Genomic DNA, 24,752 nt, shown 5'->3' with positions numbered 1-24,752 from the left:
CCCCGGCCGGCTATCTGGTTATTGCGGGGTCATCCCGGTCAGAGATCCCATGACGCGGGCACCGATACCGGATAGTCGAGCAGCATCTGGGCATAAGCCTTGCCCTGCGGATCGTTGCGCAGTGACGCGATCCCGCCGCCGCCCAGCGCCCGCCGCAACAGGAAATTCAGGCCGTTGATGCCGGGCCATTCGAAACGCTCGACCGGTCCCTGCACCAGATGGGCGAAATAGCGCTGCACGTTATCCGGGGTCAGCGCGGCGCGGATCGCCGGCAGATAATCCGGCCTGCGGGCAATGACGCCGATATTGCTGTCATCGCCCTTGTCGCCCGAGCGGGCCCAGGCGAGGCGGACCAGCGGCACGTCTTTCCGGGCACCGTCGGGGAGCAGGGCGAGGTCGGGTTTGCCCGCCGGGCTGCCTGCCGTCTCGCCCGCAATGACCGGCAGCTGCAGCGGCTCTGCGGTGCCGCCCAGATCGAGGGAGATCCGCAGGGCCTGCTTGGCGATGAAGCAGGAGAACAGCCGCACCACCGGTTGCGGCGTCGGCCGGCCGCCGAAGAAGCCGGTCGTGCCGGCGGAGAAGGAGGTTCCGGCCGGCGCGATCTCACGGGCGAAGATCTCCAGCGCGGCCTTGTCGCTGTGGCTGACCGCGAGTTTCAGCACGATTTCGCGGCTGGCCAGAGCGCCCTCGTGGGCATTCGCGCCGTACATGGCTTCCGTGCCGAGTACCTCGACCGAGGTGGCGCGGTAGTCGCCGAGATTGAGCTGCGTGAAGATGCGCCGCGTACGCTTCAGGATCGCTTCCGCCGTGCGCTCCGCTTTGGCGCGGGCCTCGATGCCGCCGATGGTGAGATGCGCCACGGCGCGGAAGCCATCGAGCCAGGTGGCCGAAACCTTGTAGCGGTCCGACGGCGGCCGGCCTTTCGCGCCGGAGACGCGCACCCGATTCGGCGCCAGCTCCTCGATGCGCACGGCGGTGAAATCGCAGGTGACGTCGGGCAGCTGATAGGCGGACGGATCGCCGATCTCGTAGACCAGCTGCTCGGCCACGGTCCCGAAGCTCACGAGGCCGCCGGTGTCTTCCGGCTTGCCGATCTCGAAGCTGCCGTCTTCCGACACGGTAGCGATCGGATAGCCGATATTGTCCCAGTCGGGCACGTCGCGCCAATCCGTGAACAGGCCGCCCGTCGCCTGCGCGCCGCATTCGATGATATGCCCCGCAAGGCTGCCGGCGGCGAGGCGGTCATAATCCCGCATGTCCCAGCCGAATTCATGGATCAGCGGTCCGAGGCAGAGAGCGGAATCGACGCAACGCCCGGTCACCACGATATCGGCACCGCGCTTCAGCGCTTCCGCGATCGGCGCAGCCCCGAGATAGGCATTGGCCGACATGAAGCGCTGCGGCGTGGCGGCGCCCGGCTCCAGCGGCTGAAGCTGCGGCCGGAAGTTTTCGATCTCCGGCATCAGGTCGTCGCCCAGTACGACACCGACCTTCAGATCCAGCCCGGCTTCGGCGATCAGTCCGCGGATTGCGGCGGCGCAGGCGGCCGGATTCACCCCCCCGGCATTGGAGACGATCTTTACCCTGCGGCGCGCGATCTCGGGCAGCAGACGCTTCATCGTCACGGCGACGAAATCCGTGGCATAGCCCTGCTCCGGGTCCTTCGCACGCATGCGGGCCATGATCGACATGGTGATCTCGGCCAGATAGTCGAAAATCAGGTAATCAACCTGGCCGGAGGCCAGCAGCTGGGGCGCGGCGACCATGGAATCGCCCCAGAAGGCCGAAGCGCCGCCGATGCGAATGGTTCTGCCCGTCATCTCCTGTTTCCTCGATATGGGTTTTCTGCCACCTTAGCGGCCGTCCTCGCGTTCGTCATGCCTATCCCAGCGTCAAGCACGGCTCACCGATCATGTCAGACACGGGCAGCTTTTCTCTGCAGACCGTCCGGCCGCTGCGCGCGGCGGCCAGGATGTGGCGCGGGATTGTCGACTCGCTGCTCCCGGCGCAATGCATGCTGTGCAACAGCGAGGTCGACGAGCCGGGCCGCATCTGCGTCGAATGCTGGCCCTCGCTCTCGTTCATCGCAGCACCGTTCTGCCCGTCCTGCGGCATGCCCTTCGCGGTCTCGGTGCCCGAGGGTCTGGTCTGCGGCGCCTGCATGCGCCGGCCACCGCGCTTCGCCCGCGCCCGCGCGGTTTTCGTCTATGACGGCGGCGGCCGCGAACTGGTGCTGCGCTTCAAGCGCGGCGACCGCACCGATCTCGCGCCAGGCCTGGCCGGACTGATGCGCCAGGCCGGTGCGGAGCTGCTCGCCGACTGCGACCTGATCGCGCCGGTGCCGCTGCATCCCAGGCGACTCTGGCGCCGGCGCTTCAACCAGTCCGGCCTGCTTGCCGGGGCGCTGGGCCGCCTGGGCGGCAAACCGGTGCAGCTCGATCTCCTGTTGCGACGGAAATTCACCCGCAGTCTCGGTCATGCCGGCCGCCTGGAGCGCCGCCGGATTCTCGCCGGCGCCATTGTCGCCAATCCGAAAGCGGCGGCCGCGATCCGCGGGCGCAGGATTCTGCTGATCGATGATGTGCTGACGACCGGCGCGACCGCCTCGGCCTGCTGCCGGACGCTGCTGCAGGCGGGGGCGGCTTCGGTGGATGTCCTGACCCTGGCACGGGTTGTCCGGCCGGAATGAGACACAATATGATCCTCATGACAAAAACCCGTCCCCAGAGGCCCTCATGCCAGACATCGTGATCTACACGACCTTCATGTGTCCCTATTGCGCGCGCGCGAAGGCGCTGCTGGAGAAAAAGGGCCAGACCTATACCGAGATCGATGTGTCCTATGATGCCGCCAAGCGGCAGGAAATGAGCCGGAAGGCCGGCGGGCGCACCACCGTGCCGCAGATCTGGATCAACGGCCAGCATATCGGCGGCTGCGACGACCTGCATGCGCTGGACCGCGCCGGCAAGCTCGATCCGATGCTGCAGGCGGCCTGAGGACGCCATGGCGCGACGCGTGAAGATCGGTCTCGTGCAGCCGAATATCTGGGACGACATGGATGCCAATGTCGCCCAGATCGCGGCGCTGGCGCGCCAGGCGCGCGCCGATGGCGCCGAACTGATCGCCACGCCGGAGAATTCCGGGTTCATGGGAGCCAATGCCGCTGCAAGCGTGGCCGCCGGCCGGCCCGAGGAGCGGCATCCCGCGCTGCAGGCCTTCCGGGATATGGCGAAGGAGATGAGCGCCTGGTTTCTCGTCGGCTCCATCGCCGTGAAGCCGGAAGGCGCGAACCGGAACTTCAACCGCTCGTATCTGCTCGCGCCTGACGGCGAGATCGCCGCGCGCTACGACAAGATCCATCTCTTCGACGTCGACCTGCCGTCAGGCGAAACCTACCGCGAATCCAATTCGATCGCCGCCGGCGACCGGGGCGTGCTGGCGTCGCTGCCCTTTGCCACGCTGGGCATGAGCGTCTGTTACGATCTGCGTTTCCCGGGCCTGTATCGCGGCCTGGCGCAGGCGGGCGCCGATCTCATCTCGATCCCCGCCGCATTCACGCGCACCACCGGTGAGGCGCATTGGCATGTGCTGCTCAGGGCGCGCGCCATCGAAACCGGCGCCTTCGTCATCGCGCCGGCCATGTGGGGCAATCACCCGGGCAACCGGCAGACCTACGGTCATTCGCTGGTCGTCGATCCCTGGGGGCGGGTGCTGGCGGATGCGGGAGAAGGCGTGCGCGCCGTGACGGTGGAGATCGATCTGGCCGAAGTGGCGAAGGCGCGGGCGCAGATCCCCGCCTGGCGCCACGATCCGAGCTATGCGATGCCGGCCCGCGCGGCCGAGTGAAAGCCGTTCTGCGCCTCTGAGAAGACGGGCAGCGACACGCCGGTTGCCTGGCAGAAGCCGTTCCACAGTCCGGGGGTGATGGCGAGCACGGGTTCGGCGCGGACCTCGCCGTCGAAACCGAGATAGTCGTTCGTCATGCCGCCGGCCTCGCGAACCAGCAGAAGTCCGGCCAGGGCATCCCACGGTTTCATGCGGGCTTCATAGAAGCCATCCATCGCGCCTTCGGCGGTCAGCGCCATCAGCATCAGCCCGCTGCCCAGACGCCGGTACTGGCAATGCGCCCTGAGCAGCCGCTCGATCAGTGCGGCATGCGGCTCGCCCGCTTCGCCATGGCCGAGGCCGAGGCCGATGCAGGCCTGCTCGAGGCGCGTCGCACCGCTGACGGCGATCGGCTGTCCGTTGCAGAAAGCGCCATGGCCGCGGCGCGCGCTGTACAGCTTGTTGCTGACCGGGTCGAAGATCAGGCCCAGTTCGATGCGACCGCTGCAGACTAGGGCGATGGCGACGCACCAGTAGGGCAGACCGCGCACGAAATTGGCCGTCCCGTCGATCGGATCGATCACCCAGACGGCGTCGGTCTCGCCGCCACGCCGGCCACGCTCCTCGCCGAGGATGCCGTCATGGGGAAAGCTGGCCAGCAGGCGCGAGGCGATCAGGTCTTCCGTCTCGGCGTCGGCCTGGCTGACGAAATCCTGCACGCCCTTGAGCTTGATGACGAGATCGTTGCGATTGTCGAAGAAGCCGCGCGCCAGCTTGCCCGCTTCGCGGATCACCTGCTCGGCATGGTTCAGACGCTGCTCGATATCGATCATGGCGGCAAAGAGGATAGACCAAATCCGCATGATGGCAACGTAACGCCGGCTGCTCAGCCGGATGATGTCGCCCAGCGCTCGCGCGACAGTTCGAACCAGCTGACGATGCGCTCCCACAGCGGTGCTTCGCCGGTTGCGGTGAAGCCAAGCTTCGACAGTACCCGCTGCGACGCGCTGTTCTGCGGCGCGGTGACGGCGATCAGGTGATTCAGGTCGGTTCTGGTGAAGGCAAAATCGAGTGCTGCACGGCCGGCCTCCGTTGCCAGGCCGCGGCCCCATACCGTCTTGCTAAAAAGGTAAAGCAGTTCGGTTTGTTCCGCTTCCGGAATCCAGCGCAGGCCGCACTGGCCGAGCAGCCGGCCGCTCCGGCGGTCCTCGACGGCCCAGACGCCGTAGTTCCGCCGTGCCCAATGGTCGTTGAAATTGTGGATGTTGCTCTTGGCGCGTTCCTGGGCCTCGCGGCGCGACAGGCCCTTGCCCGGGAGCATGTGGCGCATGACCGTGTCGTCGCTGTAGAAGCGCGCCAGGACTTCCCAGTCCTCGGCAGCGAAGCGGCGCAGCCGCAGACGGTCGGTTTCGATCTGCTGCGCCATGCCGGCCTCAGTGCTTGATGGCGCAGATGCGCTGCCGCATTCCGGGCTTTGGCACGGCATCCTCGCCCTGTTCGAAGGCGAGGATGTCGCAGCAATCCCTGCAGCGTTCGTAGAGTTCGCCGGGGACGAGCAGGAAATCCGGGCTGGACGGCTTCCCGAACCGCTCGTTGCCGCGCATGAAGGTCTCGTACAGCAGGATGCCCTGTGGCGCGAGCGCGGCCAGCAGCGCCGGAAACAGCGGGCGCCAGAGGTAGTTGGTCACCACCACGGCGGCGAATTGCCGGTCCGGCAGCGGCCAGGGCGCAGCTTCCAGATCGGCCTCGACCAGGGCGGCATCCGGGCTGTTCCGGAGATCGGCGACGCCCGTCAGGTCGCGGTCGACGAAGGTGACGGGATGGCCGCGCTGGAGAAACAGGCGGCCATGGCGTCCACCGCCGCAGGCGAGGTCCAGAACGCGGCTGCCGGCTGCAACCAGCGGCGCGAAACGGACGATCCAGGGAGAGGGATTGCCCCCCTCCGGTTGTGGCGCATGGCCCCCCATGGCCCACCCCTTGTTGCGCGGCTATCGCAGCGCCATGTATAAGCTATTGGTCTTGCTCAAACCCGGGCCTCACCCCGAATCACGTTCGCCCATGATCAAGTACGAATTGAAATGCCGCAAGGACCATGTCTTCGAGGCGTGGTTCTACGACAGCGCCACCTACGACAAGCAGGCGGCGAGCGGCAAGGTCGTCTGCCCGGTCTGTAATTCCCGGAAGGTCACCAAGGCGCCGATGGCGCCGCGCATCGCGCGGTCCCGGGGCGAGCGCGCCGCCGAGGAGACGAAACAGATGGCGGCCGCCCTGAAGGCGCTGGCCGAGCTGCGCGACCATGTGGAGAAGAACGCCGATTATGTCGGCGAGCAGTTCGCCGAGGAGGCGCGCAAGATCCATTACGGCGAGGCCGACAAGCGCAACATCTACGGCGAAGCCAGCCGGGAAGAAGCCCGGGAACTGGCCGAAGAGGGGATCGACGTTGCCGTCATCCCCTGGCTGCCGCGCGGCGACGCCTGACGGTCAGGGCTTCGTCGCCACCATCATGTAATTGACGTCCGTGTCGCGTCCCAGCCGCCAGCGGTCGGCGAGGGGATCATAGGACACGCCGGTGATCTCGCTGACGGTGAGGCCGGCATGGCGCAGGCCGGCCGCCAGTTCATGCGGCCGGACGAATTTCTTCCATTCATGGGTGCCGGGCGGCAACCAGCGCAGCAGGTATTCCGCGCCGACGATGGCGAGCGCATAGGCCTTCAGCGTGCGGTTCAGCGTGGCGGCGATCAGCAGGCCGCCGGGCTTCACCATCTGGCCGCAGCAGCGCAGGAAACCCTCCAGGTCGGCGACATGCTCGACCACTTCGAGCGTCAGCACGACGTCGAAAGTCTCGCCGGCCGCTGCCAGATCTTCCGCGCTGGTGCAGCGGTAATCGACCTCCACGCCGCTCTCGGCGGCATGCAGCCGGGCCACGCCAATGTTCCTTTCCGAGGCGTCGGCGCCCACCACCCGGGCCCCAAGGCGGGCCATGGGTTCCGCCACCAGCCCGCCGCCGCAGCCGATATCCAGCAGCCGCAGTCCCGCAAGCGGCTCCGGACCGGCCGGATCTCGGCCGAAATGCGCGGCGATCCGGTCCCGGATGAACCCGAGCCGGACCGGGTTGAACCGGTGCAGCGGGCGGAATTTCCCCTGCGGATTCCACCATTCCGCCGCCATCGCCGAAAAGCGGGCGATTTCGGCTGGATCGATGCTGGCAGCTTGTGTCATGGCCTGTCCGCGGCGGGTCCGAAGCTATTGGCAGAAGGTGGAAAAACGGCGTTTTCGCCGTCCGGTCGGCTTGCCTAACCAAGGGGCCAAAGAGTATTAAGGGGCCGCTTTTCGATCGGCAAGTTCCGGCCGGTCGAAACCCTGGATATTTTACGACAACGGACAGTGAAAACGGGATCGAGCGACATGGCGCGCCTGGTCATGAAATTCGGCGGCACGTCGGTCGGCTCGGTCGACCGCATCAAGAACGTCGCCGCCAAGGTGAAGCGGGAGGTCGAGGCCGGCAACCAGGTTGCCGTGGTCGTCTCGGCCATGTCGGGCGAGACCAATCGCCTGGTCGATCTCTGCAAGCAGATCGATCCCGCCCATGACCAGCGGGAATACGACACCGTGGTCGCCTCGGGCGAGCAGGTCACCACCGGCCTGCTGTCCATCGCGCTGCAGTCGGTCGGCGTGAAGGCCCGTTCCTGGCAGGGCTGGCAGGTGCCGATCCGCACCAACGGCATGCATGGCAAGGCGCGCATCGAGGAGATCGACGGCACCGCCATGCTCAGGGACATGGAGGCGGGGGTCGTGCCGATCGTGGCCGGCTTCCAGGGCGTCGGGCCGAACGACCGTATCGCCACGCTCGGCCGCGGCGGCTCGGACACCTCCGCCGTGGCTCTCGCTGCCGCGCTGAAAGCAGACCGCTGCGACATCTACACCGATGTGGACGGCGTCTACACGGCCGATCCGCGCATCGTGAAAAAGGCCCGCAAGCTGGATAAGATCACCTACGAGGAGATGCTGGAACTGGCATCCCTCGGCGCCAAGGTGCTGCAGACCCGCTCGGTCGAGATGGCGATGAACCATCGCGTCCGCACGCAGGTTCTGTCGAGTTTCGCCGATACGCCAGGTACGCTGGTAGTCGATGAGGATGAGATCGTGGAAAAGCAAATCGTTTCCGGCGTCACCTATTCGGCCGACGAGGCCAAGGTCACCCTGATCGGTGTGGCCGACCGCCCCGGCGTCGCTGCCGGCATTTTCGGCCCGCTGTCGGAAGCCGGCATCAATGTCGACATGATCGTCCAGAATGTCTCCGAGGACGGCAAGAAGACCGACATGACCTTCACCATGGGGCGTGGCGATCTCGACCGCGCCGTGAAGATCCTCGAGCAGCAGCAAAACAGCCTCGGCTGGTCGAAGCTGATCCCGGACCGCAACGTCGTGAAGGTCTCGGTCGTCGGTGTCGGCATGCGCAGCCATGCGGGCGTCGCGCATATCATGTTCAAGGCGCTGGCCGAGAAGGGCATCAACATCCTCGCGATCACCACGTCGGAGATCAAGGTCAGCGTGCTGATCAGCGCCGACTATACCGAACTGGCAGTGCGCGCCCTGCACACCGCTTTCGGGCTGGATTCCGAGTAGGGCGGCCGATGGACGCGGGGGCTCGATGCAGCGAGGGCGTGCCGGCATAGCGGTTCCGCATCACAGCGGGGACCGGCCGTGACGCCGGGCCGGGCGCCGCCGCCCGGGCCGAGGGGCCTGCTGCGCCGTCTCCGCGAGGTGATGGCGGAAGCCGGCACCGTCGAGGAACGGCTGGGCCGCGTCGTGCGCAACATCGCCGCCAACATGGTGGCGGAAGTCTGCTCGGTCTATCTGCTGCGCAACGACGATCTCGAACTCTATGCCACCGAAGGTCTGAATCCGGATGCCGTGCACAAGACGCGGCTGAAGGTCGGCGAGGGCCTGGTTGGCGACATCGCCAGCAATGCCCGGCCGCTGGCGCTGGCGGATGCGCAGAATCATCCGCAATTCGCCTACAAGCCGGAAACCGGCGAAGAGATCTACCATTCGCTGCTCGGCGTGCCGATCCTGCGCGACAGCCGCGTGATCGGCGTGCTGGTCGTGCAGAACCAGACGCGCCGGCAGTATGCCGATGAGGAGGTCGAGGCGCTCGAGACCATCGCCATGGTGCTGGCCGAGATGGTTGCCTCGGGCCAGCTCAGCAGCGGCGAGGATCTCGCCGCCGTCAGCCGGGCGTCGACTTTGCCCTTCCGCGCCGATGGCCGCATGCTGTCGGAAGGTCTCGCCATCGGCGTCGCCGTGCTGCACGAGCCGCGCATCCATGTCGAGAAGACCATCGCCGACGACATCCCCTACGAGAAGGAGCGGCTGGATGCCGCCGTCGCCTCGATGCGGGACCAGGTCAACCGGATGCTCGAGGCGCCCGACAGCGACATCGTCGGCGAGAGCCGCGAGGTTCTGGAAACCTACAAGATGTTCGCCCATGACACGGGCTGGCTGGCCAAGCTGCACCAGGCGACCGAGTCCGGCCTCACGGCGGAGGCGGCGGTGCTGCGCGTGCAGGCCGACACGCGGCACCGCATGCAGGCGATTACCGATCCATACTTGCGCGAGCGCCTCGCCGATCTCGACGATCTCGCCAACCGCCTGCTGCTGCACCTGACAGGCAAGCCGACCCATTCGGCGGCCGAGAACTTGCCCGACAACGCGATCCTGTTCGCGCGCTCCATGGGGCCGGCGGAGCTGCTGGATTACGACCGGCGCAAGCTGCAGGGCGTCGTGCTGGAGGAGGGCTCCAGCGTCAGTCACGTCGCCATCGTGGCGCGCGCGCTGTCCATTCCGGTGATCGGCGGCTGCGAGGGCGTGATTGCCCGGGTGGAGCCCGGCGACACCGTCGTGGTAGACGGAGACCATGCCCAGGTCTTCGTGCGGCCGGCGCCCGATGTCATCACGGCGTTCCACCAGAGCCTCAGCTTGCGCAAGGCGCGGCTGGCGAAATATGCCGCCCAGCGCGACGATCCGCCGGTCACCCGCGACGGCACGCGCATCTCGCTGCTGATCAATGCCGGCCTGCTGATCGATCTCAGCCATCTCGACGAGACCCGGGCCGACGGCATCGGGCTCTACCGCACCGAGCTGCAGTTCATGGTGCGCCCGACCCTGCCCAAGGCCGAGGCGCAGACCGCGATCTACCGGCGCGTGATCGAGCATGCCGGCGACCGTCCCGTGGTGTTCCGCACCCTGGATATCGGCGGCGACAAGGTGCTGCCCTATCTGGTGAAGCATCCGGAAGAGAACCCGGCCATGGGCTGGCGGGCGATACGCCTGGCGCTCGACCGGCCGGCCCTGCTGAAGGTGCAGCTGCGCGCGCTGCTCTCGGCGGCGGCGGGCCGCAAGCTGCATGTCATGTTCCCGATGATCGCCGAGGTGGATGAATTCCGCCGCGCGCGCCGACTCCTCGACCGCGAGGTGCAGCGCATGGTCAACCTGCGCAAGCCGGTGCCGGTGGGCATCGCGGTGGGGACCATGCTGGAAGTGCCGGCGCTGGCCTGGCAGCTGCCGGCCCTGCTGCCGCTGGTGGATTTCGTCTCGATCGGGTCGAACGACCTGATGCAGTTCCTGTTCGCGACCGATCGCGGCAACCCGAAGGTGGCGGATCGCTACGATCCGCTCAGTCCCAGCATGCTGGGTTTCCTGCACTGGGTGGTGCAGCAATGCCGGGCTGCCGGGAAGCCGATCACACTCTGCGGCGAGATGGCCAGCCGTCCGCTGGAGGCCATGGCCCTGATCGGGCTGGGTCTGGAGCGGCTCTCGATGCCGGCCAACGCCATCGGCCCGGTCAAGGAGATGCTGCGCAGCCTCGACATCCCCCAGCTGGCCGGGTTCATGGCCGGGCTTTACGCCTCGCCGGAGCACAGCGTCCGCGCGCAGCTTGAGGAGTTTGCCCGGGAAAACGGGGTAATTGTTTGAAATAGCTGGCTTTGCCGGCCAAAACCCGTATGATGCCCCAAGGGTAACGAGGGGCGGGGAAGATCATGTCGACCCAGACCGGCGCGCAGCCGGCCTTGCCGGAGGCATCCGCAACCGGCGGACGCTACGAAGGCGTTGGACATAGCCTGAAAGTCGTGCGCGAGCGCCGCGGCCTGTCGCTGGCCGAGGTGTCCGCGCGTCTGCGCATCCGTCGTCCCTATCTGGAAGCCATTGAATCCGGCGCCTTCGGCGAGCTGCCCGGCGCCGTCTATATCAACGGATTTCTCAGGCAGTATGCTGACTTCCTCGGCCTCGAGCCCGACCAGGTCCTGAAAGCCTACCAGGCCGAGGCCGATGCGCCCCTGCACCCGCCGGTGCTGAATTTTCCCATGCCCCGGCCGGAAGAGCGCCGGCCGCATCTCTGGCTGGTCGTCGGCGCCCTGATCGTCGCCGCCGTCGTCTATGCCCTCTGGTATCGCCACCAGGAAACCCTGCGTGTCGGCCAGGAGCTGATCCAGGCGGTGCCCGGGCGGCTTGCCGACATGGTCCCGGCGCCGCAGCCGATCGCGCCGGCGCCGTCGGCGCCCCCGGCCGCGGCAGTGCCGCAGACCGCGACCCCGGCCGTGCCCCAGGCGACCGCATCGGCCCCCCTGCCGGCTCCGGCGGTCGCGACCCCGGCGCCGGTTACCGGGGCGCCTGCAACACCGGCTGCAGTCACTCCTGATCCCGCCGCTCCCGGCGCTGAAATGCCTGCTGAAACGCCTGCCGCGACCGCCAGTGTCCCGGCTGATCCGCCAGCCGCCGCTCCGGATCCGGCGCCTGCCGCTCCCGCGGCAGCACCAGCTGCCCCGCCGGCGACGGAAACCGCCACTGCCACTGCTGCGGCGCCGACCGAAACTCCCGCTGCCGAAACGGCCCCGGCTGCGGCACCGCAGGTTTTCGGCGTGCCGGCCGAGAGCCGCATCCGCCTCGAGGCGACCGCCCAGTCCTGGATCCAGGTCCGCGGGCCGAACAACGAGCAGATCTTCACCCGCCTGCTCAATCCGGGCGAGCGCTATGCCGTGCCCGATCGCGCCGGCCTGACCCTGCTGACCGGCAATGCCGGCGGCCTGCGCATCGTGATCGACGGCCAGCCGCTGCCGCCGCTGGGCGGCGACGGCGAGGTGAAGCGCGGCATCGAACTGGATCCGGAACGGCTGAAATCCGCCGGTCAGGACCATCAGGGCTAGGCGCGACCGGCCGACCGCGCGGTCCCCTGTGCTTGCTATTGGGGTGTAAAGACGCCATGTTACGCCGCGTCCGGCAGCCCTTCTGCGCGGACGGAAACACATCATGAGCATCCGACCCTATCGGGATATCCAGCGCCGCCGGTCGCGCAAGATTTTCGTCGGTTCCGTTCCGGTGGGCGGCGATGCGCCGATCACCGTCCAGACCATGACGAATACGCTGACCAGCGACGTCGCGGCCACGGTGGAGCAGATCCGCCGCTGCGAGGAGGTCGGCGTCGATATCATCCGCGTTTCCTGTCCGGATGAAGACTCGACGAAGGCGCTGAAGCAGATCGTGCGCCAGGTAAAGGTGCCGGTCGTCGCCGACATCCATTTCCACTACAAGCGCGCGATCGAGGCCGCGGAGGCGGGCGCCGCCTGCCTGCGCATCAATCCGGGCAATATCGGCAATGCCGCCCGGGTGCGGGAGGTGGTGAAGGCCGCGAAGGACCATGGCTGCTCGATGCGCATCGGCGTCAATGCCGGCTCGCTGGAAAGGCATCTGCTGGAGAAATATGGCGAGCCCTGTCCCGAGGCGATGGTGGAAAGCGCGCTGGAGCATGCGCGTATCCTGGAAGACCATGACTTCCGAGAATTCAAGATCAGCGTGAAGGCCTCCGACGTCTTCCTCGCGGTTGCCGCCTACCAGGCGCTGGCGGAGGCCTGCGACTACCCGCTGCATGTCGGCATCACCGAGGCTGGCGGCCAGCGCATCGGCACGGTGAAATCCTCCATCGGGCTCGGCATGCTGCTGTGGTCGGGTATCGGCGACACCATCCGCGTCTCTCTGTCGGCCCCGCCGGAGGAAGAGGTGCGGGTCGGCTTCGACATCCTGAAGTCGCTTAACCTGCGCCATCGCGGCGTCAACGTGATTTCCTGCCCGTCCTGCGCGCGGCAGCAGTTCGACGTGATCAGGACGGTCGAGGTCCTGGAGAAGCGGCTTGCCCATATCACCACGCCGATGACGCTGAGCGTGATCGGCTGTGTGGTGAACGGTCCCGGCGAGGCGCGCGAGACCGATATCGGGTTCACCGGCGGCGGCAACAACACGCATCAGGTCTATATCGCCGGCCAGCCGGCGCACCGGCTGCAGAACGAGGACGTGGTTGCCCATCTCGTGCGGCTGGTGGAAGAGAAGGCGCGCCAGATCGAGGCCGCCAGGGCATCGACCCCCGCATCCGAAGCGGCCGACGCCGCTTCTTAGCTGACAAATTCAAAAACGGAGACTCGCCGTGGCCCAGTTGCAGCCCGTGCGCGGCACGCATGACATTCTGCCCGAAGAATACGCCCGCTTCCGCCATGTGGTGGATACGGCCCGCCATGCCGCCCAACTGTTCGGCTACCGCGAGATGGCGACGCCTATCTTCGAATTCACCGACGTCTTCGCGCGCTCGATGGGCGAAACCTCCGACGTCGTCTCGAAGGAGATGTACTCCTTCGCCGACAAGGGCGGCGAGGAAATCACGCTGCGGCCGGAATACACTGCCGGCATCTGCCGCGCCTTCATTTCCAACGGCCTGCAGCAGCATGTACCCTTCAAGGCCTTCGCCTGGGGGCCGATGTTCCGCTACGAGCGGCCGCAGAAGGGACGCCAGCGCCAGTTCCACCAGATCGACATCGAGGTGATCGGCGCCGCCGAGCCGCAGGCCGACGTGGAGGTGATTTCGGTTGCGGCGGAAATCCTGCGCCGCCTCGGCATCCTCGACAAATGCGTGCTGGAGCTGAACACGCTGGGCGATCCGGAGAGCCGCATCGGCTACCGCAAGGCCCTGGTCGACTATTTCGGCGGCCATGTCGACAGGCTGTCGGAGGACAGCCGGCGGCGGCTGGAGAAGAACCCGCTGCGCATCCTCGATTCCAAGGATGAGGGCGATCGCGCGCTGGTGGCCAATGCGCCGCTGATCGAGGAATACCTCACGCCGGCGGCGCGGGACTTCTTCCGCGCGGTGCAGGACGGGCTGGGCGCGGCCGGCATCCCGCTGAAGGTGAGTCCCCGGCTGGTACGCGGCCTCGACTACTACACGCATACCGCCTTTGAATTCACCACCGACATGCTCGGCGCGCAGGGTACCGTGCTGGCCGGCGGCCGCTATGACGGCCTGATCGAACAGCTCGGCGGCAAGCCGACGCCCGGCATCGGCTGGGCCGGCGGCATCGAGCGGCTGGTGCTGCTGAGCAATCCGCAGCCGGCGGCGCCGCACAGCGTTGCGATCATTCCCATCGGGCCGGCGGCGGAAGCCGAGGCGGCGAAGCTGGCGGCCGAGCTGCGCCGCGCCGATGTCGCCGTCGAACTCGCCTATGGCGGCAATGCCGGCAAGCGCTTCAAGCGCGCCGACAAGCTCGGCTGCGCGGCAGCCGTGGTGATCGGGGATGACGAACTGGCGAAAGGCGTCGCGAAGGTCAAGGACCTGAAGAGCGGCGAGGAAACCACCGTGCCGCGCGGCGAACTGCTGTCGAAGCTGAAAGCGTAACGCCCATGGAAGCGACCGGCCTGCCCGAGGCCAAGCTCGACAAGGTGATCGAGCGCTACGAGATCCTGCAGGCGCAGATGTCCGCCGGCGGGCAGGATGCCGGCACCTTCGTCAGGCTGTCGAAGGAATATGCCGAGATCGAGCCGCTGGTGAAGGCGATCCAGTCCTGGCGCAAGCTGCGCCGGGACATCGCCGAGCTCGCCGCCATGCGTGACGATCCGGCCTCCGATCCCGAGATGCGTGCCCTGGCGGAGACCGAATGGAAGGAAGCGCAGGCCGCACTGCCCGACCTCGAGCGGCAGGTGAAGATTCTGCTTCTGCCCAAGGATGCCGACGACGAGAAGAATGCCATCCTCGAGGTGCGCGCGGGCACCGGCGGCGACGAGGCAGCCCTGTTCGCCCGCGACCTGTTCGAGATGTATCGCGGCTATGCGGCGCTGCAGGGCTGGAAATTCGAGGTCGAAAGCATTGCGGAGACCGAACTGGGTGGCTTCCGCGAAGCGGTCGCCACCATCTCCGGCCGCGGCGTCTTCGCGAAGCTGAAATTCGAGTCCGGCGTGCATCGCGTGCAGCGCGTGCCGGATACCGAGACCCAGGGCCGCATCCATACCTCTGCCGCCACGGTGGCCGTACTGCCGGAGGCCGAGGATGTCGACATCGAGATCAACGAGGCTGACCTGCGCATCGACGTCTACCGTTCCTCGGGCGCCGGCGGTCAGCATGTGAACACCACCGATTCCGCCGTGCGCATCACGCATATTCCTACCGGCATCGTGGTTGCCCAGCAGACCGAACGATCGCAGCACAAGAACAAGGCCAAGGCGATGAAGCTGCTGCGCGCCAAGCTGTACGAGGCCGAGCGCGAACGCACCGATTCCGCACGCGCCGCCCAGCGCAAGGGGCAGGTCGGCTCCGGCGACCGGTCGGAACGCATCCGCACCTACAATTTCCCGCAGGGCCGCGTCACCGACCACCGGATCAACCTGACGCTCTACAAGATCGAGCAGGTGATGACCGGGGAGGCGCTGGACGAGATAATCGGCGCGCTGATCGCCGAGGATCAGGCGAGCCGGCTGGCCGAACTGAATGACTGAGATGCAGGCGGGCGATCTGCTGCGCGATGCGACGGCGCGGCTGAAATCCGCCGGCGTCGAAGGTCCGCGTCGCGATGCCGTTCTGCTGCTCAGCCATGCCAGCGGCATTGCCGCCGACCGCCTGCGCATCGAGCCGTCCACGCCTGTCGCGCCGGAAGCGGCGGTCCGGTTCTCGGAGTATGTCACCCGCCGGGCGGATCGCGAGCCGGTCTCGCATATCCTTGGCCGGCGCGAATTCTGGAGCCTCGAATTCGAGGTCAGCCGCGACGTGCTCGACCCGCGGCCGGACAGCGAAACCCTGGTCCAGGCGGTGCTCGACCAGGTGCCGGACCGGGCAGCGCCGTTGCGGCTGGTCGACTTCGGCACCGGCTCGGGCTGCCTGCTGCTCGCGCTGCTGCACGAATTGCCTGCCGCGGAAGGACTGGGCATCGACCGTTCGCCGGCCGCTCTCGCCGTCGCCGCCCGCAATGCCGGGCGCCTCGGCCTGGCGACGAGAGGCCGCTGGCGGGAGGGCGACTGGGGCGAGGGCATCGCCGGTGCATTCGACATCCTGATCAGCAATCCGCCCTATATCGAAACCGCCGCCATCGGCGCGCTGGCACCCGAAGTCGCCCGGCACGAACCGCGGCTGGCGCTGGACGGCGGCAGCGATGGCCTGGCGGCCTACCGCGCGCTTATGTCGCATCTCGCCCGGCTGGCGGCACCGGGGGCGATCGTCGCGCTCGAGATCGGCCAGGGACAGGAAGAACCGGTGGCCGGGCTACTGGCGGAATCGGGCTTCCGGGAGATCTGCGCGAAACCGGATCTGGCCGGCATCGACCGCGTCATTCTGGCCCGCAACCCCCGGTAATTTCTGGTAAAAAAGGGGTTGGCAGGCGCCCCCATGGCGCTTATCTTGGGATTACGGGATGACGCAGCCCCGCAGGATCACGCGAAAGATGCAGTGGTCGGGGCGCTTGGGCAGGCGGCGTCATCGCCTCTTCGATGTCATGAGAGGCCGTCGGCGTCGCGCGTTACGTTAGCGCGATGCGCCTGCGCAGTTCGCCCGAATGCGCCATTAGCGACAACAGCGAGATGAACAGTGAATAACAAGAATCGTCAACGTGGCGGCCGTCCCCAGGGCCGTCGTCCCCATGGCAATGCGAATGGCGGTGGCGGCGCCCATCGGAATTTCGATTCCAACGGTCCCGATGTGAAGATCCGGGGCAGCGCCAGCACCATTTTCGAGCGTTACTGCCAGCTCGCCCGCGATGCCAATGCCTCCGGGGATCGCGTCGCGGCGGAAAACTATCTGCAGCATGCGGAGCACTACTACCGCATCATGCTGGCCCAGGGCGTGACCCCGATGCAGCGCGCCGCGCAGCAGCAGCAACAGCATGCCGCGCAGCAGCAGCCGCAACAGCAGCAGCCGGCGCAGGTGCAGCAGGCGCCGCAGCAGGCCTTCGCGGACGGCGAGCAGCCGAGCCTGGAGATGGAACTGGAAGCGGCGCTGGACTCGAGCGAGACCTCCGGTTCGGAACGCGATGAGGCGACAGCCGCCTGACCGCCGTACGGAATTCCTGAAATGCAAAAGGCCGCTGAAACCAGCGGCCTTTTTGTTTGCGTCTTTGATGCGCCGTTACTCGTCGGCTGCCTGGCTGATCAGCTCGGCCCGCAGCCCCAGCGCTTCATCGGCGATGGTCAGCGCGCGGATCGGCAGGCTCTCTTCCTCAGGCACGATCGGCGCCAGCGCAATGTCGAACTCGAACTCCTTGTCCAGCAGGCCGCGGTCGCCGAGATAGCGCTCGAAGAAGTCGACGGTGCGGTTGATGCTGTCTTCGCGGGCCTCGCCGCGGAAGGTGTGGCCCTGACCCTGGTAGATCATCACCTCATGCTCGGCGCCAACATTCTGCAGCAGACTGACCAGGTCATGGGCCCGGCGCACCGGCACGGTGCGGTCGCGTTCGCCATGCAGCACCAGAGTCGGCGGCATCCGGTGCACGCCGCGGCGCTGCACCTCCGCCGGCATGGCGCCGACCACGTTCACCACCGCCTGGATCCGCTCATCCCGGCTGCCCAGGCTGAGGGCATGGAAGCCGCCGAGCGAAAGGCCGAAGATGCCGATCCGGTCGGCATCGACGTAATCCTGCTGCTGCACGTAGGACACGGCCTCGGCAATCACCCTCTCGCGCTCGTCATGCAGCGCCGGTGCGGCCTTGTGGCTGTGCGGAATGCCGTCGAAATAATGCACGACAAAGGCGGAAATGCCGCGCTCGGCCAGGGCCTTGGCCTGGGGGTAGAACAGCGTGCCGTCGCCCAGGCCGCTGGCGCCGTGCAGGATCAGCACGGCGGGGGCCTGTTCGTCGGCGGCGGTCTCGGCCCTGACCACGTCGACGCGCACCCGGCGGCCGTCGATCATGAAGCTGGTGCCCTCCGCGGCCACCGCCCGGCGGGCGGGCTCGGCAGATTTCTGCTTGCGCGGGGCCTTGTAAACGGCGGGCTTGGCAGCCGGCTTGGGCGCCGTCGCCGTCTTGCCGGAGGGATGCGAAGCGGCGCGGGGCTGCGCCTGGGCCACGGGCGCCGCGACCAGCGACAGGCCGAAGGCCAGCGCTGTCGCCAGCGCCGCGCCACGCATCCAGATTGCCGGCCTGCTGGCGGGTCCCCCGGCCATTACACCCCCTGACTACCCTCTGAACGGGCGGATTTCCCGGCCCCTGTTACGGTTTGTAACAACTCGTGCGCGACTTTGTCCAGCTGTAAATTCAAGACAAATCATGGACTTGCTCCCTGCTTGACGCTCGGGGGTGGCCTTCTTACCTTTATCCGCGCTGCCGGAATCGCTCCGCAGCCGCATCAACGAGGATTTCCCATGTCAGAGCCGACCAAAGTTACCGACGCCTCCTTCGAAAGCGACGTACTGAAGGCGCCCGGCCCGGTGCTGGTCGATTTCTGGGCCGAATGGTGCGGTCCCTGCCGTCAGATCGCCCCGGCGCTGAACGAGATCGCCGGCGAGATGGCCGGCAAGCTGACGGTCGCCAAGGTCAACATCGACGAGAACCCGATGACGCCGTCAAAGTTCGGCGTGCGTGGTATACCGACGCTGATTCTGTTCAAGGATGGCAAGGCGGTCTCGACGAAGGTCGGCTCGATGCCGAAGAGCCGCATCGTGGAGTGGATCAACTCCTCGATCTAATGGTTTTCCGCGAGAACCCGGCCCGCCAGATAGAGCGAGCCGGCGATCACGACCCGGGCCGGGGCTGCTGCTCCGGCCCTTATCATTTGCGCGACGTCGTCCATTGCCCCTGCCAGGCTTTCCGCCGGCGCTGCCTTCAGCCCGACTGACTGCGCCGCCGCGGCCAGATCGCCGGCCGACAGGGAGTTCGCTTCGCCCGGGATGGCGACGCAGCGCGCGCCCTGCATCCGCGGCGCCAGCGGGCGCAGGAAGCCCGCGGCATCCTTGGTATTGAGCATACCGGTGACCAGCCAGGTGGGCCGTTCCGGCATGCCGTCCAGGGCAGCGGCCAGCGCCGCGCCCGCCATGGCGTTGTGGGCGCCGTCCAGCCATAGCTCGGCATCCTGCGGCAGCAGTTCGATCAGCGGGCCTGCCCTGAGACGCTGCAGCCGCGCCGGCCAGTCGACCTGGCGCAGGCCGGCGGCGAAGGCGGTTTCGGAAAAGCGGAAGCCGTCCAGCGCGCGGGCGCAGGCGATCGCCGTGCCCGCATTGACGACCTGGTGCGGGCCGGGCAGGGCGGGGCGCGGCAGGCGGTAGGCCGCGCTGCGATCCTCCCAGACGATGCAGTCCTCGCCTGCGCTGACGCGCCATTCGCGGCCATGGCGCAGCAGCGTCGCGCCGTGCTCCGCCGCGCGGGCTTCAATCACCGCCATCGCCTCGTCGGGCTGCGGACCGACCACGCAGGGTACGCCCGGCTTGATGATGCCAGCCTTGGCTTTCGCGATGTCCGTCAGCGTGGGGCCGAGGAACTGCACATGGTCGATGCCGATCGGCGTGATCGCGGTCAGCGCCGGCTTCGGCACCAGGTTGGTGGCATCGAATTCGCCGCCGAGCCCGGTCTCCAGCAGCAGCAGGTCGGCGGGCGTTTCGGCGAAGGCGGTGAAGGCCGCTGCCGTGGTGATCTCGAAGAAGGTGATCGGCTCGCCCCGATTGGCCGCCTCACAGCGTTCCAGCAAGGCCGTGAGGTGATCGTCGCCGATCAGCGTGCCGGCGAGGCGGATGCGTTCGTTGAAGCGTACCAGATGCGGCGAGATGTATGCATGCACGGAATAGCCGGCGGCTTCTGCGATCGCGCGCAGGAAGGCGAGCGTCGAGCCCTTGCCCTTGCTGCCGGCGACATGCACCACCGGCGGCAGATGCAGATGCGGATCGCCCAGGCGCGCCAGCAGGGGCCTGAGCCGGTCCAGCGAGAGGTCGATCGCCTTGGGATGCAGCGCCATGAGGCGCTGCAATACAGGATCCGGATTACTTGGACCTTTTGCCGGGGGCGCCATGCGGAATTTCCCCGGTCGGCGGTATGTCGATGCCGGGTCGCGGCAGGGCAACGATATCGGCCTTGGGCATCGGATCCAGCAGCAGGGCAACGATGCGGCTGAGCGTGGCGCGCAGGTCGCGGCGATGCACCACCATGTCCAGCATGCCGTGCTCGAGCAGGTATTCCGAACGCTGGAAGCCTTCCGGCAGGGTTTCGCGGATGGTCTGCTCGATGACGCGCTGGCCGGCAAAACCGATCAGCGCTCCGGGCTCGGCGATCTGGATGTCGCCCAGCATGGCGTAGGAGGCCGTAACGCCGCCGGTGGTGGGATCGGTCAGCACCATGATGAAGGGCAGATGCGCCTCGCGCAGGCGCTGCACGGCGATCACCGTGCGCGGCATCTGCATCAGGCTCAGGATGCCCTCCTGCATGCGGGCGCCGCCGGCCGCCGAGAAGACGATCAGGGCGGCGCGCTGGTTCACCGCCAGCTGCGCGGCGGCCACCAGCGCCTCGCCGGTCGCCATGCCCATCGAGCCGCCCATGAAGGCGAAATTCTGCACCGCGATCACCACGTCGCGCTGGTCCAGCGTGCCATGGGCAACGGCAAAGGCATCCTTCTGCCCGGTCTTGGCGCGGGCATCCTTCAGGCGGTCCGGGTATTTCTTGGAATCGCGGAAATGCAGCGGGTCCTGCACCACGTCGGGCAGTTCGATGGTCTGGTACTCGCCGTTGTCGAACAGCGCCTTGAACCGCTCCTTCGGCCCGATGCGCATGTGGTGGTCGCATTTCGGGCAGACATGCTGGTTCTCTTCCAGCTCCTTGGCGTAGATCATCTGCCCGCAATTGGGACACTTCTTCCAGAGATTGTCCGGCGTGTCCTTCTTCGTGGTGAATTCGCGGATCTTCGGCAGGACGGTGCGGGTCAGCCAGTTCATTCCATCTCTCCCAGTTACGCCGCTGCCTTCACCACGCCGCGGACCGCGGCACCCAGCTCACGAACCAGCGCCAGCACATGCTCGGCCGGATCGCTGCCCTTCGCCTGCGCCTCGGCGATGCGCTCCACCAGGGCAGAGCCGACCACGGCGGCATCCGCCACCCGGGCGATCTCGGCGGCGCGGGCGCCGTCGCGGATGCCGAAGCCGACGGCGACCGGCAGGTCCGTATGCTTCTTGATCCGCGAGACGGAGGTCGCCACTGCGGCGGTGTCGGGCGCGGCGGCGCCGGTGATGCCGGCGATCGAGACATAATAGAGGAAACCGGAGGTATTCTGCAAAACCGCCGGCAGGCGCGCATCGTCGGTGGTCGGCGTCGCCAGCCGGATGAAATTCAGCCCGGCCTTCACGGCGGGGATGCAGAGCTCGTCATCTTCCTCGGGCGGCAGGTCGACGATGATCAGGCCGTCCACGCCGTCCTTCTTCGCGTCGCTCAGGAATTTGTCGACGCCATAGGCCGAGATCGGATTGAAATAGCCCATCAGCACGATCGGCGTGACATCGTCCTTCCGGCGGAAGCCGCGCACCAGATCCAGCGTCTTCTTCAGCGTCGCGCCAGCAGCCAGCGCGCGCAGGTTTGCCGCCTGGATCGAGGGGCCGTCGGCCATCGGGTCGGTGAAGGGCATGCCGAGCTCGATGACATCGGCGCCGGCTTCGGGCAGGCCCTCCAGCAGCCGCGCGCAGGTGTCGAAATCGGGGTCGCCGGCGGTGATGAATGTCACCAGGCCGGCGCGGCCCTGCTTTTTCAGCTCGGCAAAGCGTTTGTCGATGCGGCTCACAGCTTTACCCCCAGATGCTTCGCCACGCTGTAGATGTCCTTGTCGCCGCGGCCCGAGATGCCCACCACCATCAGATGGTCCTTCGGCAGGGTCGGCGCCAGCTTCATCACCTGCGCCAGCGCATGCGAGGTTTCCAGCGCCGGGATGATGCCTTCCAGCTTCGAGCAGAGCTGGAACGCCTCGATGGCTTCCCTGTCGGTGGCCGAGACGTAATTCACGCGCCCGACCTCATGCAGCCAGGCATGCTCGGGCCCGATGCCGGGATAATCGAGGCCCGCGGAAATCGAGTGCGCCTCGGTGATCTGACCGTCCTCGTCCTGCAGCAGATAGGTGCGGTTGCCGTGCAGCACGCCGGGCGTGCCTTTTGCCAGCGAGGCGGCATGCTTCGCGGTGTCGAGGCCTTCGCCGGCGGCCTCGACGGCGTAGATCGTCACGTCCTTGTCGTCGAGGAAGGGATGGAACAGACCCATGGCATTCGAGCCGCCGCCGATGCAGGCGACCAGCGAATCCGGCAGCCGGCCTTCCTTCTCGAGGATCTGCGCGCGCGTCTCTTCGCCGATGACGCACTGGAAGTCGCGCACCAGCTGCGGATAGGGATGCGGTCCCGCCACCGTGCCGATGATGTAGAAGGTGTCGTGCACGTTGGTGACCCAGTCGCGCAAAGCCTCGTTCATCGCGTCCTTCAGCGTGCGCGAACCGGAGGTGACACCGCGCACCTCGGCGCCGAGCAGCTTCATGCGGAAGACGTTCGGCTGCTGCCGCTCGATATCCACCTCGCCCATGTAGATGACGCAGGGCAGGCCGAAGCGGGCGGCGACCGTCGCCGTTGCCACGCCATGCTGGCCGGCGCCGGTCTCGGCGATGATGCGCTTCTTGCCCATGCGTTTGGCCAGCAGGATCTGGCCGATGCAGTTGTTGATCTTGTGCGCGCCGGTATGGTTCAGCTCTTCGCGCTTGAAGTAGATCTTGGCGCCGCCGAGATGCTGGGTCAGCCGCTCGGCGTAGTAGAGCGGGTTGGGGCGGCCGACATAGTCGCGCAGGAAATACTCGAACTCGGCCTTGAAGGCCGGATCGGCTTTCGCCGCCTTGTAATGCTTCTCCAGGTCGAGGATCAGCGGCATCAGCGTTTCGGCCACGAAGCGCCCGCCGAAGCGGCCGAAATGGCCGCGCTCGTCAGGGCCGGAGCGATAGGAATTGAGCATCGTCATCACAAACCTGCCTGGGACTAGAGGGCGCGCGCGGCCTTGAGGAAGGCGCGGATCTTTTCCGGATCCTTCCTGCCCGGCGCGCTTTCCACGCCGGAGGAGACATCGACCGCCGTGGCGCCCGAGCGTTTCACCGCCTCGGGCAGGTTTTCCGGCGTGAGGCCGCCCGAAAGCATCCAGGGCCGCTGGAATTTCGCATTCTGCATGATGCTCCAGTCGAAGCTGACCGCGTTGCCGCCGGGCAGCTTGGCATCCTTAGGCGGCTTGGCGTCGAACATCAGCCAGTCGACGATGTCCTCGTAGTCGCGCGCCGCCTTCAGGTCGGCCTTCTCGGATACCTTGAAGGCCTTGATCACCGGCAGGCCGAAATAGATCGACAGCGCGCGGCAGCGGTCCGGCGTCTCGTCGCCATGCAGCTGCATGAGGTCGAGCCGCGCCTTGGCGAGGATCCTGTCGAGAAAATCCGTTTCAGGATTGACGAAGACGCCGACCCGGTCGATGCCCGAGGGCAGGTCGCGCAGCAGCTCTTCCGCCTGCTCCGCCGTCACGTTGCGCGGCGAGGGCGGGTAGAAGATCAGCCCGATCATGTCGGCGCCGTTCTCCACCGCCGTCTGCATGGCGACGGGATCGTTGATGCCGCAGATCTTGGTGAAGATCGCCATTATGCCGCGCCTTCCAGTTCGCGCGCGATGGCCCGGGCGCTGGCTTCGGGATCGGGGCTGTCGGTGATCGGCCGGCCGATGACGAGGTGATCGGCGCCGAGCGCGAAGGCTTCCGCCGGCGTCATGACGCGCTTCTGGTCGCCGGCCGCCGCGCCCTTGGGCCGGATGCCGGGCACGACCAGTTTGAAATCCGGGCCGCAGGCCTTGCGCAGCATGGCGATCTCGGTGGCGGCGCAGATCACCCCGTCGGCGCCGTTGTCCTGCGCCAGCTTCGCCAGCCGGATCACCCAGCTGCTGACGTCTTCCGTGATGCCGACCGCCTTCAGGTCGGCGGCGTCCAGCGAGGTCAGCGCGGTGACGGCGAGGATCATCGGCTTCTGCCGCGCGGCCTTCGCCGCCTCCACCGCGGCGCGGATCATGGCGGGACCGCCGGCCGCGTGGATCGTCAGCATCATCGGGCCCATCGCCGCGGCGGCGGAGCGCACCGCGCCGGCCACCGTGTTGGGGATGTCGTGAAACTTGAGGTCGAGGAAGAGCGGCGTGCCGGTGGGCAGGATGGCGCGTACTTCCGTCGGGCCGAAGGCGGTGAAGAATTCCTTGCCCAGCTTGACCCCGAAACCGGCGGCGGCGGCGGCCCGGGCGCAGCGCGAGGCGAAGGCCAGTTCGGTGGTATCGATGGCGCAGAAGACGGGGGCGATCCGGCTGGCCGGCTGGGGCTTGAGAGGCATGTTCGTCATCGGCGGCGCTTATAGCCCAAAGCCCGGGCCAAGTCTCCCCCCGGCACCGGCTGGCGGGGCGTCCCGGCCCGGTCTAAGCTGCCACCATGCCTCGTTTTCTGCCATTCCTCCTGCTCGCCTGCCTGGCTGCCGGTCCGGCTGTCGCGGCCGACCATGCCGCCATCCTGATGTATCACCGCTTCGGCGAGGACAGCGTGCCGAGCACCAATATCCGGCTCGAGCAGTTCGACGCCCATATCGCCGAGCTGACCGCGGGCCGCTACAGTGTGCTGCCGCTG

The 24,752-nt window shown here is 67.3% G+C and carries 25 protein-coding genes and 1 pseudogene; 14 read left to right on the top strand and 12 right to left on the bottom strand.

The features are described 5' to 3' along the window. Positions 1 to 38 precede the first annotated feature (38 nt). Entirely contained in the window at positions 39 to 1,820 is a 1,782-nt protein-coding gene (locus tag VKZ87_RS06360; protein WP_324220413.1) for an acyclic terpene utilization AtuA family protein, read from the bottom strand. A gap of 92 nt (positions 1,821 to 1,912) precedes the next feature. Here VKZ87_RS06360 and VKZ87_RS06355 point away from each other — a divergent pair, with 92 nt between their 5' ends. From VKZ87_RS06355 to VKZ87_RS06345, 3 genes are read left to right on the top strand one after another with little or no spacing between them, the layout of a single operon-like run. Beyond that, positions 1,913 to 2,689 (top strand): ComF family protein, encoded by a 777-nt coding sequence (locus VKZ87_RS06355; RefSeq protein ID WP_324220412.1) that lies wholly within the window; start codon positions 1,913 to 1,915, stop codon positions 2,687 to 2,689. Between the two features lie 46 nt (positions 2,690 to 2,735). Next, on the top strand, positions 2,736 to 2,996 hold the full coding sequence (grxC, locus tag VKZ87_RS06350; protein WP_324220411.1) for a glutaredoxin 3: 261 nt from the start codon (positions 2,736 to 2,738) through the stop codon (positions 2,994 to 2,996). 7 nt (positions 2,997 to 3,003) lie between these two features. After that, entirely contained in the window at positions 3,004 to 3,846 is an 843-nt protein-coding gene (locus VKZ87_RS06345; protein ID WP_324220410.1) for a carbon-nitrogen hydrolase family protein, read from the top strand. On the opposite strand, the gene VKZ87_RS06340 is transcribed toward VKZ87_RS06345, so the two are convergent. The 3 genes from VKZ87_RS06340 to VKZ87_RS06330 are packed head-to-tail and all read right to left on the bottom strand — an operon-like array spanning position 3,816 to position 5,792. Beyond that, the gene (locus VKZ87_RS06340) at positions 3,816 to 4,688 is read right to left on the bottom strand and encodes an inositol monophosphatase family protein (protein WP_324220409.1); all 873 of its coding nucleotides are present in this window, start codon (positions 4,686 to 4,688) and stop codon (positions 3,816 to 3,818) included. The genes VKZ87_RS06345 and VKZ87_RS06340 overlap by 31 nt on opposite strands. Positions 4,689 to 4,711: 23 nt before the next feature. Next, complete coding sequence (locus tag VKZ87_RS06335; RefSeq protein WP_324220408.1) at positions 4,712 to 5,251, bottom strand: GNAT family N-acetyltransferase; 540 nt, start codon at positions 5,249 to 5,251, stop codon at positions 4,712 to 4,714. A 7-nt stretch (positions 5,252 to 5,258) separates the two neighbouring features. Next, the gene (locus tag VKZ87_RS06330; protein WP_324220407.1) at positions 5,259 to 5,792 is read right to left on the bottom strand and encodes a class I SAM-dependent methyltransferase; all 534 of its coding nucleotides are present in this window, start codon (positions 5,790 to 5,792) and stop codon (positions 5,259 to 5,261) included. A gap of 91 nt (positions 5,793 to 5,883) precedes the next feature. On the opposite strand from VKZ87_RS06330, the gene VKZ87_RS06325 reads away from it, so the two are divergent. Then, complete coding sequence (locus tag VKZ87_RS06325; RefSeq protein ID WP_324220406.1) at positions 5,884 to 6,303, top strand: DUF1178 family protein; 420 nt, start codon at positions 5,884 to 5,886, stop codon at positions 6,301 to 6,303. A 3-nt stretch (positions 6,304 to 6,306) separates the two neighbouring features. Here VKZ87_RS06325 and ubiG read toward each other — a convergent pair whose 3' ends face one another. After that, positions 6,307 to 7,044: a bifunctional 2-polyprenyl-6-hydroxyphenol methylase/3-demethylubiquinol 3-O-methyltransferase UbiG gene (ubiG, locus tag VKZ87_RS06320; protein WP_324220405.1), complete on the bottom strand. Its 738-nt coding sequence runs from the start codon at positions 7,042 to 7,044 to the stop codon at positions 6,307 to 6,309. Between the two features lie 186 nt (positions 7,045 to 7,230). On the opposite strand from ubiG, the gene VKZ87_RS06315 reads away from it, so the two are divergent. From VKZ87_RS06315 to VKZ87_RS06280, 8 genes are all read left to right on the top strand, one after another. After that, complete coding sequence (locus VKZ87_RS06315) at positions 7,231 to 8,451, top strand: aspartate kinase (RefSeq protein WP_324220404.1); 1,221 nt, start codon at positions 7,231 to 7,233, stop codon at positions 8,449 to 8,451. A 78-nt stretch (positions 8,452 to 8,529) separates the two neighbouring features. After that, positions 8,530 to 10,800, top strand: a complete 2,271-nt coding sequence (ptsP, locus tag VKZ87_RS06310; RefSeq protein ID WP_324220403.1) for a phosphoenolpyruvate--protein phosphotransferase — start codon at positions 8,530 to 8,532, stop codon at positions 10,798 to 10,800. A gap of 65 nt (positions 10,801 to 10,865) precedes the next feature. Beyond that, entirely contained in the window at positions 10,866 to 12,029 is a 1,164-nt protein-coding gene (locus tag VKZ87_RS06305) for a helix-turn-helix domain-containing protein (protein WP_324220402.1), read from the top strand. Between the two features lie 103 nt (positions 12,030 to 12,132). Beyond that, entirely contained in the window at positions 12,133 to 13,272 is a 1,140-nt protein-coding gene (gene ispG, locus VKZ87_RS06300) for a flavodoxin-dependent (E)-4-hydroxy-3-methylbut-2-enyl-diphosphate synthase (RefSeq protein WP_324220401.1), read from the top strand. Positions 13,273 to 13,300: 28 nt separating this feature from the next. Beyond that, a complete protein-coding gene (gene hisS / locus VKZ87_RS06295; protein ID WP_324220400.1) occupies positions 13,301 to 14,539 on the top strand; it encodes a histidine--tRNA ligase in 1,239 nt (412 codons plus the stop codon). A gap of 5 nt (positions 14,540 to 14,544) precedes the next feature. After that, a complete protein-coding gene (gene prfA / locus VKZ87_RS06290; protein ID WP_324220399.1) occupies positions 14,545 to 15,633 on the top strand; it encodes a peptide chain release factor 1 in 1,089 nt (362 codons plus the stop codon). Next, positions 15,626 to 16,483 (top strand): peptide chain release factor N(5)-glutamine methyltransferase, encoded by an 858-nt coding sequence (gene prmC, locus VKZ87_RS06285; RefSeq protein ID WP_324220398.1) that lies wholly within the window; start codon positions 15,626 to 15,628, stop codon positions 16,481 to 16,483. The genes prfA and prmC overlap by 8 nt, the downstream gene beginning before the upstream one ends. 231 nt (positions 16,484 to 16,714) lie before the next feature. Then, on the top strand, positions 16,715 to 17,176 hold the full coding sequence (locus VKZ87_RS06280; protein WP_324220397.1) for a DUF4167 domain-containing protein: 462 nt from the start codon (positions 16,715 to 16,717) through the stop codon (positions 17,174 to 17,176). Between the two features lie 75 nt (positions 17,177 to 17,251). Here VKZ87_RS06280 and VKZ87_RS06275 read toward each other — a convergent pair whose 3' ends face one another. Further along, the gene (locus VKZ87_RS06275) at positions 17,252 to 18,283 is read right to left on the bottom strand and encodes an alpha/beta hydrolase family protein (RefSeq protein WP_324220396.1); all 1,032 of its coding nucleotides are present in this window, start codon (positions 18,281 to 18,283) and stop codon (positions 17,252 to 17,254) included. Positions 18,284 to 18,481: 198 nt separating this feature from the next. Here VKZ87_RS06275 and trxA point away from each other — a divergent pair, with 198 nt between their 5' ends. Beyond that, on the top strand, positions 18,482 to 18,805 hold the full coding sequence (trxA, locus tag VKZ87_RS06270) for a thioredoxin TrxA (protein ID WP_324220395.1): 324 nt from the start codon (positions 18,482 to 18,484) through the stop codon (positions 18,803 to 18,805). Here trxA and VKZ87_RS06265 read toward each other — a convergent pair. Genes VKZ87_RS06265 through pyrF form a run of 6 tightly spaced genes read right to left on the bottom strand, consistent with a single transcriptional unit; the run spans position 18,802 to position 24,465 of the window. Beyond that, the gene (locus VKZ87_RS06265; protein ID WP_324220394.1) at positions 18,802 to 20,064 is read right to left on the bottom strand and encodes a bifunctional folylpolyglutamate synthase/dihydrofolate synthase; all 1,263 of its coding nucleotides are present in this window, start codon (positions 20,062 to 20,064) and stop codon (positions 18,802 to 18,804) included. The genes trxA and VKZ87_RS06265 overlap by 4 nt on opposite strands. A 25-nt stretch (positions 20,065 to 20,089) precedes the next feature. Further along, complete coding sequence (accD, locus tag VKZ87_RS06260) at positions 20,090 to 21,034, bottom strand: acetyl-CoA carboxylase, carboxyltransferase subunit beta (RefSeq protein WP_324220393.1); 945 nt, start codon at positions 21,032 to 21,034, stop codon at positions 20,090 to 20,092. A 14-nt stretch (positions 21,035 to 21,048) separates the two neighbouring features. Further along, positions 21,049 to 21,870 (bottom strand): tryptophan synthase subunit alpha, encoded by an 822-nt coding sequence (gene trpA, locus VKZ87_RS06255; RefSeq protein WP_324220392.1) that lies wholly within the window; start codon positions 21,868 to 21,870, stop codon positions 21,049 to 21,051. Then, complete coding sequence (gene trpB / locus VKZ87_RS06250; RefSeq protein ID WP_324220391.1) at positions 21,867 to 23,078, bottom strand: tryptophan synthase subunit beta; 1,212 nt, start codon at positions 23,076 to 23,078, stop codon at positions 21,867 to 21,869. Before trpB ends, trpA begins: the two co-directional genes overlap by 4 nt. 17 nt (positions 23,079 to 23,095) lie before the next feature. Then, positions 23,096 to 23,737: a phosphoribosylanthranilate isomerase gene (locus tag VKZ87_RS06245; protein WP_324220390.1), complete on the bottom strand. Its 642-nt coding sequence runs from the start codon at positions 23,735 to 23,737 to the stop codon at positions 23,096 to 23,098. Beyond that, positions 23,737 to 24,465 (bottom strand): orotidine-5'-phosphate decarboxylase, encoded by a 729-nt coding sequence (pyrF, locus tag VKZ87_RS06240; protein WP_324220389.1) that lies wholly within the window; start codon positions 24,463 to 24,465, stop codon positions 23,737 to 23,739. Before pyrF ends, VKZ87_RS06245 begins: the two co-directional genes overlap by 1 nt. Before the next feature lie 95 nt (positions 24,466 to 24,560). Here pyrF and VKZ87_RS06235 point away from each other — a divergent pair. Further along, positions 24,561 to 24,752, top strand: a pseudogene (locus VKZ87_RS06235) (chitin deacetylase); the annotation flags it as partial.

Origin of the sequence: Ferrovibrio sp. (assembly GCF_035304305.1) — a bacterium.
GTDB lineage: Bacteria > Pseudomonadota > Alphaproteobacteria > Ferrovibrionales > Ferrovibrionaceae > Ferrovibrio.
This window is presented reverse-complemented; position numbering and strand designations above follow the sequence as displayed.